This is a genomic window from Auraticoccus cholistanensis, from assembly GCF_009742705.1.
GTDB classification, from domain to species: domain Bacteria; phylum Actinomycetota; class Actinomycetes; order Propionibacteriales; family Propionibacteriaceae; genus Auraticoccus; species Auraticoccus cholistanensis.
Map to the genome: position 1 here is coordinate 1 of NZ_WPCU01000001.1, position 7,060 is coordinate 7,060.

The window sequence follows — 7,060 nt, forward strand, 5'->3', positions numbered from 1 at the left end:
CGGGTGAGCACGGTGACCTCGACCACCACCGAGCCGGCCGCGCCGGCGCCGGAGCAGCCCCGCTCCGGCGCCGGCCGCCGCCCCGGAAGCCGGCGCCGCCAGGTCCGCGACCTGCGGTTCGGGCTGCTGATGGCCGTGCCCGCGCTGGCCATCATCGTGATGCTGCTGGGCTACCCGATGGGCTACGCGGTCTACATGTCCGGCTTCGACTGGAACGACAAGCTGGGCACCACGCACCCGTTCGTCGGGCTGGGCAACTACGCCTCGCTGGCCACCGACGCCCAGGCCCACGCCGCCCTCGGCCGCACCCTGTGGTTCGCCGCCGTGACGGTGATCGGCGGGGTGGGGCTGGCGGTGCTGATCGCGGTGCTGCTCAACGTCGACTTCCGCGGCCGGACGCTGGCCCGGGTGCTGCTGCTGGTGCCGTGGGCGGTGCCGCCGGTGGTCAACGGCATCATGTGGAAGCTGATCTTCGACGGCTCCACCGGGGTGGTGAACGCGATCGGCCTGGGGCTGGGGCTGTTCGAGGACCGGGTGCAGTTCCTGGCCGACCCCGAGCTCACCATGAACGTGCTGATCTTCGCCGAGATGTGGAAGCTGCTGCCCTTCCTCTGCCTGCTGATGCTGGCCGGGCTGCAGGGGATCCCCGCCAACATCTACAAGGCCGCCCGGATCGACGGCGCCAACGCCTGGCAGCGGTTCACCCGCGTCACGGTGCCCAACCTGCGCGGGGCGATCCTGTTCGCGCTGGTGGTGCAGACGATGTGGTCGCTGAAGGTGTTCGACACCATCTACGTCCTCACCGGCGGCTCCGGCGGTCCGGCCGAGGGCACCACCACCATCAACTTCCTGGCCTACCTCGTCACCTTCAGCAACCTGGACCGCGGCTACGGCGCGGCGGTGGCGATCTCGGCGATGGTGCTGGTGCTGGCCTTCGCCCTGCTCTGGGTGCTGCTGCTGCGCGACCGCAAGGAGGGATCACGATGAGCGCCACCACCGCAGACCGGCCCGCTGCCGGCGGACGTCGCCGCTCGTCCCGGGCCCGCAGACGGCTGCTCGGCACGATCGGGCACCGGGTGCTGGTGGCCCTGCTGCTGGTGTACCTGCTGGCGCCGTTCGTCTGGATGACCGTCTACAGCCTGTACCCGGCCACGGCCCTGCAGACGCTGACGCCCGACCTGGACCCGCGCCAGATCCGGCTGGACGCCTACCTCGGCATGCTGAGCGACCCGTCGTTCCTGGTGCCGATGGCCAACTCCGCCATCGTCGGGATCTCGACCACGATCGTGTGCATGGTGCTGGGCTCGGCCTGCGCCTACGTCATCGCCCGCTACCGCTTCCGCGGCCGGCAGACGCTGCTGCTGGGGATGCTGACGGTGCAGGCCGTGCCGGTGATCGTGCTGGCGGTGCCGCTGTTCATCCTGCTGCGAGCCTTCGGCCAGTACGACACCCTGCTGGGGCTGGTGATCACCTACACCGCGTTCATCCTGCCGCTGGTGGTGTGGATGCTGGTGGGGTTCTTCGAGGAGCTGCCGCCGAGCCTGGAGCGGGCGGCGATCATCGACGGCTGCAACCGGCTGCAGATCATGACCAGGATCGCGGTCCCGCTGGCCGCGCCGGGACTGGCCGCGACGGCGATCCTGGCCTTCATCACCAGCTGGAGCGACTTCTTCCTGGCCAAGGTGCTGACGATCAGCAACGCCACCACGCTGCCGGTGCGGACCGCCGCCTTCCAGGGCCTGTTCGCCATGGACTACACCGCGGCCGCGACGGCCGGGGTGATCACCGCGGTGCCGGTGCTGGTGCTGGCCCTGGTGGCGCAGAAGTGGATCATCCGAGGACTCGTCGAAGGTGCGGTGAAGGGGTAGTCATGGCAGACATCGAGCTGGTCGGGGTGCAGAAGGACTACGGCCGCGGGCGCAAGGCGGTCCGGGCGGTGCACGACCTCAGCTACACCATCGCCGACGGGGACTTCGTCTCCCTGCTCGGCCCGTCGGGGTGCGGCAAGTCGACCACCCTCAACATGATCGCCGGGCTGGAGGACATCACCGGCGGCGAGATCCTGATCGACGGCCGCCGGGTCGACGACCTCGACCCGGACAAGCGGGACCTGGCCTTCGTGTTCCAGGACTACGCGCTGTACCCGCACATGGACGTCCGCGACAACATCGGTTTCGGGCTGCGGATGCGCAAGGTCGACAAGGCCGAGACCGAGCGCCGGGTGGTCGACGCCGCCCGGCGGCTGGACATCGAGCACGTGCTGGGGAACCGGCCGCGCAACCTGTCCGGCGGGCAGCGGCAGCGGGTGGCGCTGGCGCGGGCGATCGCCCGGCGTCCCAAGGTGTTCCTGTTCGACGAGCCGCTGTCGAACCTGGACGCGCTGCTGCGCGACCAGACCCGCAGCGAGCTGAAGCTGCTGCACGCCGAGCTGGGGGCGACCAGCGTCTACGTCACCCACGACCAGGAGGAGGCGATGACGCTCTCGGACCGGATCGTGGTGATGAGCCGCGGGCGCCTCGAGCAGTACGGCAGCCCCTACGACATCTACCACCGGCCGGCGACGGAGTTCGTCGCCTCCTTCGTGGGCAAGCCGCGGATGAACCTGCTGCCCGCCACCCGGGTCGAGTGCGGCCGCTACGCGGTCGGCGGGTCCTCGTTCACCGTGGACGTCCCCGGGGTGGACGCCGAGCGGATCAGGCTGGGGCTGCGGCCGGAGGAGTGCTCGGTGCAGCCGGTGGGCGAGGGTGAGCACGCCTCCGGCGTGGTGAAGGTCGTGGAGCCGCTGGGCAACGCCTCGGACGTGACGCTCGACCTGGGCAGCTGCCTGTTCGTGGTGCGGATCCCCGGGTTCACCGGGCTCACCGTGGGCGACCCGGTGCTGCTCAGCGCGCAGGGGGCCACGCTGCACTGCTTCGACCCCGACGGCGGCGCCCGGCTGACCGCCGCCGACGCCCGCTGAGGTCCCGACAAGCCGACGGCGCCCGTCCCGCTGCGTAGTCGCAGCGGAACGGGCGCCGTCGTGGTGCTCGGAGCCGTTCAGCTCGTCATGACGACGCGCTCGTTCGGCACGCAGTGCGTCATCTGCAGGTCCGAGACGTCGCGCGGACCGTTGTGGCCGAGGTTGGCCAGGCGGGCCAGCTCGTCCTCGGACAGCGTCTGGCTGGCCAGCGGCGGCAGGTCCTTGATCTCCTCCAGGCTGATGCCCAGGCCCTCGCCGACGCGGGCGCCCAGCTCGTCCTCGCACATGTAGAAGTGCCAGACCATCCGCTCCTGCACCTTGCGGTCGGCCTGCCCGATGAGCTGGACGAAGTTGGCGACCAGGTCGTCCTTCTCCCACTGCTCGAGCAGCAGGTAGCGCTGCCCGGCCTGGGTGTAGTCGTTGGTGCGCGGGATCCGCTTGCGGGTCAGCCGCCCGACGATCTCCGGGCCCTGCTCGTCGTGGGTCGGGTACTGCGCCTCGCGCAGGCCGCCGGTGATCGAGGGCTCGTAGTTGACGTGGGGGTTCTCGCCGCCGCCGTCGACGTAGTACGACATCTGGCCGCCGCGCTGGTTGGTGCGCACGGTGGCGTTCTTGGGCTGGTTCACCGGCAGCTGCAGGTAGTTCGGGCCCACCCGGTAGCGCTGGGTGTCGCTGTAGGAGAAGGTCCGTCCGACCAGCATCTTGTCGTCGCTGAAGTCGAGGCCGTCGACCAGCACACCGGTGCCGAAGGAGATCTGCTCGTTCTCCTGGAAGTGGTCGGTGACGTTGCGGTTGAGCACCATGGTGCCCACCTTCTTGGCCGGGAACTCGTTCTCGGGCCAGACCTTGGTGTCGTCCAGCGGGTCGAAGTCGAGCTCGGGGTGCTCGTCGTCGCTCATCAGCTGCACGTGCAGGTCCCACTCGGGGTAGTCGCCGCGCTCGATGGCCTCGTAGAGGTCCTTCGAGGCGTGCCCGAGGTCGCCGGCCTGGATGACGGCGGCGTCAGCCTCGGTCAGGCTCTTCACGCCGGCCTTCGGCAGCCAGTGGTACTTCACCAGGTGGGTGACGCCCTCGGCGTTGACCCACTTGTAGGTGTTGACGCCGAAGCCCTGCTGGGTGCGGTAGTTGGCCGGGATGCCGCGCGGGGAGAACAGGTTGACCAGCATGTGCATGGCCTCCGGCGTCTGCGACATGAAGTCGAAGATGCGGGCCGGCTCCTGGCGGAAGGTGACGGGGTCCGGCTTGAGGGCGTGGATCACGTCGGGGAACTTGATGGCGTCGCGGATGAAGAAGACGGCCAGGTTGTTGCCGACGAGGTCCCAGTTGCCGTCCTCGGTGTAGAACTTCACCGCGAAGCCGCGCGGGTCGCGGGCGGCCTCGGAGGAGTCCCGGCCGCCGATGACGGTCGAGAAGCGGATGGCCAGGTCGGTGCGCTTGCCGGCCTCCTGGAAGAGCTTGGCCCGGGTGTACTTGCTGATGGGCTCGTCACCCCACGTGCCGGTGGCCTCGAAGTAGCCGAACGCGACGGCGCCGCGGGCGTGCACGACGCGCTCGGGGATCCGCTCGCGGTCGAAGTGGCTGATCTTCTCCAGGAACTGGTAGTTCTCCAGGGTGGCCGGTCCGCGGGCACCCACCGTGCGCTGGTTCTGGTTGTCGTAGACCGGGTGTCCCTGCCGGTTGGTCAGGACCGGGCGGTCGTCGCCCTCGGCGGGTCCCTGCGATGCGACATCAGTCACTGGATGTTCCTCTCCTCGTGGGTGTGGGGTCGGTCGGGGACGGGCGGGTTGCTCAGGCGCACGAGGCGCACCGCCCCCAGAAGGTCACCTCGGCCTCGTCGACGACGAAGCCCCCGGTGTCGGTGGTGTGCAGGCAGGGAGCCGCCCCGACGACGCAGTCGACGTCGGTGACGAGCCCGCAGGAGCGGCACACCAGGTGGTGGTGGTTGTCGACCCGCGACTCGTAGAGCGCGGGGTGCCCGGCGGGCTCCAGCCGGCGGACCAGCTCGGCGCCGGTCAGCGCCTCCAGGCAGTCGTAGACGCCCTGGGTGGAGACGTTGCCCAGCCGGGCGCGCACCCGCTCCTCGACGGCGCCGGCGGACAGGTGCTCGTGGGTGGGGGCGGCCTCGCGCAGCACCTCGAGCACCGCCACCCGGGACGTGGTGACCCGCAGGCCACGGGCGCGCAGCAGCGCCACGGTCGCGTCGGAGCCGGGGGCTGCCTGCTGGCGGAACCGGCTGACTGTCATGGCACGAGTCAACGACGAAGATTGGAATGAGTCAAGGAAGGCGCGCCTAGGGTTCGTCTCCGGCGCCACCGACCGGGGGGGGGTGGTCCCGCCGCTCCCGGGCCGGGGCTGCGGGGCGACCTGCCACTAGGGTGAGGCGGGTGTCCGCCCCCGTCTACGCCGTCAGCGACGTGCACGGCCACGTCGAGATCCTGGCCGAGGCGCTGCGGGAGGCGGGGCTGGTGGACCCGCGTGGCCGGTGGTGCGGTGGTCGCACCCGGCTGTGGTTCCTGGGCGACTTCTTCGACCGGGGCCCCAGCGGGATCGGGGTGCTGGAGCTGGTGCGCCGGCTGGTGGAGGAGTCCGACGGCTCGGTCCGGGCGCTGCTGGGCAACCACGAGATCCTGGCCATGGGGATGAAGCTGTTCGGCAGCACCGAGGTGCCCGGCGGTGGCGCGGTGCCGCGCAGCTTCGAGCGCAGCTGGACGCTCAACGGCGGCCGCGCCGACGACCAGGAGGGTCTGACCGAGGACCACCTGGCCTGGCTGATGCGGCTGCCGGTGGTGGCGCGTCAGGACCAGTGGCTGCTGGTGCACTCCGACACCACCGAGTACCTGCACTGGGGCGACAAGGTGGCGACGATCAACGCGCGGGTGGCGCAGCTGATGTCGCGCACCGACGACATCACCGCCTGGTGGGAGATCTGGCGCCGGATGACCACCCGCTACGCCTTCCGCGGCGACGACGGGCCCAAGGTGGCCCGGGCCTTCCTGCGCCGGTTGGGCGGACGCCGCATCGTGCACGGGCACAGCATCGTCGCCGACTGGCTCGGGGTGGACTACCCGGAGGTGTCCGAGCCGCTGCTCTACGCCGACGGGCTCGCCCTGGGCATCGACGGCGGCATCAACAACGGCGGTCCCTGCCTGCTGACCCGGCTCGCGCCGGTGCGCTGAGCCGGGCGTCGCGGCCGAGGCGTCAGCCGGCCAGGAAGCGCGCGTCCACGGTGGCCGAGACCTGGATGTCCTGCGGTGCGAACGCGACCTCTGCGCTGCTCGGCGCGGCGGCCCCGCGGGCGAACGCGACCGCCTGCCCGCCGGCGGCGGGGTCCAGGCCCTGGCCGAGCATGCCGGCGTCGGCGAGGGCCACCGGCACGACGTCCCCGAGCCCGAGGGCGTCGGCGTAGACCTGCGCCTTGCGGGCCGCGTCACCGACCGCCTCGGTGCGGACGCGGTGGGTGAGCTGGCGCTTGCGGACCTCGGTCAGCGCCCACTCGATGCGGTCGAGCTTGACGCCCTGGATGGTCAGCACCTGGCCGACCCACCGGCTGAGTGCGCTGAAGTCGCTGAACTTGGCCTGCACGTCCGCGCGGGCGCTGAAGACCAGGGGTAGCTGCTTGCCGTCCTTGTTCCAGGGCCGGCGCGCCGACGTGCGGAGCTGGTCGCTGGCCCACCAGGTGACGGGGCCGCGCTGCGGGTCGTGCAGCGGGCTGATGCTCCCGGTGACCTCGCCGAGGGCGTCGGCGACGCCACGGTGCACGGCCGCCTCCTGCGGCCCTTCGAGGGCGACGGTCAGGTGGACCGTGCCGCGCTCGGGCGGGTGGAAGGCGACGTGCTCACCGCGGACCGTGATCTCGACCTGGCTCATGGCCGGACAGTACGGCAGGGCGGTGTCGCAGCTCAGCCGGTGACGAGGGCCTGCAGCTCGCCGACGACGAGGTCGGTGGAGGCGCTGCGTCGGACGATCTCGACGCCGGACTCGTCGGCGGCGGTCCAGGCGACCTCCCAGGTGGTGGTGGCGGTGACGGTGTAGGGGGTGCCGGGGTTGTCGGGGCCGGCGGAGCGTCGGGTGTAGGTGTGTCCGCAGGTGGGGGAGGGCTGC

7 protein-coding genes and 1 pseudogene are annotated in these 7,060 nt (G+C 71.2%); 4 read left to right on the top strand and 4 right to left on the bottom strand.

Annotated features, from left to right (window positions below; all coding sequences use genetic code 11):
- The 3 genes from GC722_RS00005 to GC722_RS00015 all read left to right on the top strand — a co-directional run.
- Window positions 1-987: carbohydrate ABC transporter permease (locus tag GC722_RS00005; RefSeq protein WP_231747256.1), on the top strand; the 987-nt coding region annotated here is incomplete at its 5' end.
- Window positions 984-1,868, top strand: a complete 885-nt coding sequence (locus GC722_RS00010) for a carbohydrate ABC transporter permease (protein ID WP_156606923.1) — start codon at window positions 984-986, stop codon at window positions 1,866-1,868. The genes GC722_RS00005 and GC722_RS00010, both read left to right, overlap by 4 nt.
- A gap of 2 nt (window positions 1,869-1,870) precedes the next feature.
- On the top strand, window positions 1,871-2,959 hold the full coding sequence (locus tag GC722_RS00015; protein ID WP_156606924.1) for an ABC transporter ATP-binding protein: 1,089 nt from the start codon (window positions 1,871-1,873) through the stop codon (window positions 2,957-2,959).
- 77 nt (window positions 2,960-3,036) lie between these two features.
- On the opposite strand, the gene GC722_RS00020 is transcribed toward GC722_RS00015, so the two are convergent.
- Together GC722_RS00020 and GC722_RS00025 are read right to left on the bottom strand one after the other, a co-directional pair.
- Entirely contained in the window at window positions 3,037-4,695 is a 1,659-nt protein-coding gene (locus GC722_RS00020; protein WP_331714217.1) for a catalase, read from the bottom strand.
- 52 nt (window positions 4,696-4,747) lie between these two features.
- Complete coding sequence (locus GC722_RS00025; RefSeq protein ID WP_156606925.1) at window positions 4,748-5,203, bottom strand: Fur family transcriptional regulator; 456 nt, start codon at window positions 5,201-5,203, stop codon at window positions 4,748-4,750.
- 140 nt (window positions 5,204-5,343) lie between these two features.
- On the opposite strand from GC722_RS00025, the gene GC722_RS00030 reads away from it, so the two are divergent.
- Window positions 5,344-6,135 carry a metallophosphoesterase family protein gene (locus tag GC722_RS00030; protein WP_331714218.1) on the top strand — a complete coding sequence of 264 codons (792 nt, stop codon included), beginning with the start codon at window positions 5,344-5,346 and terminating at the stop codon, window positions 6,133-6,135.
- 22 nt (window positions 6,136-6,157) lie between these two features.
- Here GC722_RS00030 and GC722_RS00035 read toward each other — a convergent pair whose 3' ends face one another.
- A complete protein-coding gene (locus GC722_RS00035; RefSeq protein ID WP_156606926.1) occupies window positions 6,158-6,826 on the bottom strand; it encodes an SIMPL domain-containing protein in 669 nt (222 codons plus the stop codon).
- A 32-nt stretch (window positions 6,827-6,858) separates the two neighbouring features.
- Window positions 6,859-7,060, bottom strand: a pseudogene (locus tag GC722_RS17445) (hypothetical protein); the annotation flags it as partial.

Coding starts and splice junctions, on each gene's coding strand:
- GC722_RS00010 (WP_156606923.1), top strand. CDS start 984: ATGAGCGCCACCACCGCAGACCGGCCCGCTGCCGGCGGACGTCGCCGC.
- GC722_RS00035 (WP_156606926.1), bottom strand. CDS start 6,826: ATGAGCCAGGTCGAGATCACGGTCCGCGGTGAGCACGTCGCCTTCCAC.
- GC722_RS00015 (WP_156606924.1), top strand. CDS start 1,871: ATGGCAGACATCGAGCTGGTCGGGGTGCAGAAGGACTACGGCCGCGGG.
- GC722_RS00025 (WP_156606925.1), bottom strand. CDS start 5,203: ATGACAGTCAGCCGGTTCCGCCAGCAGGCAGCCCCCGGCTCCGACGCG.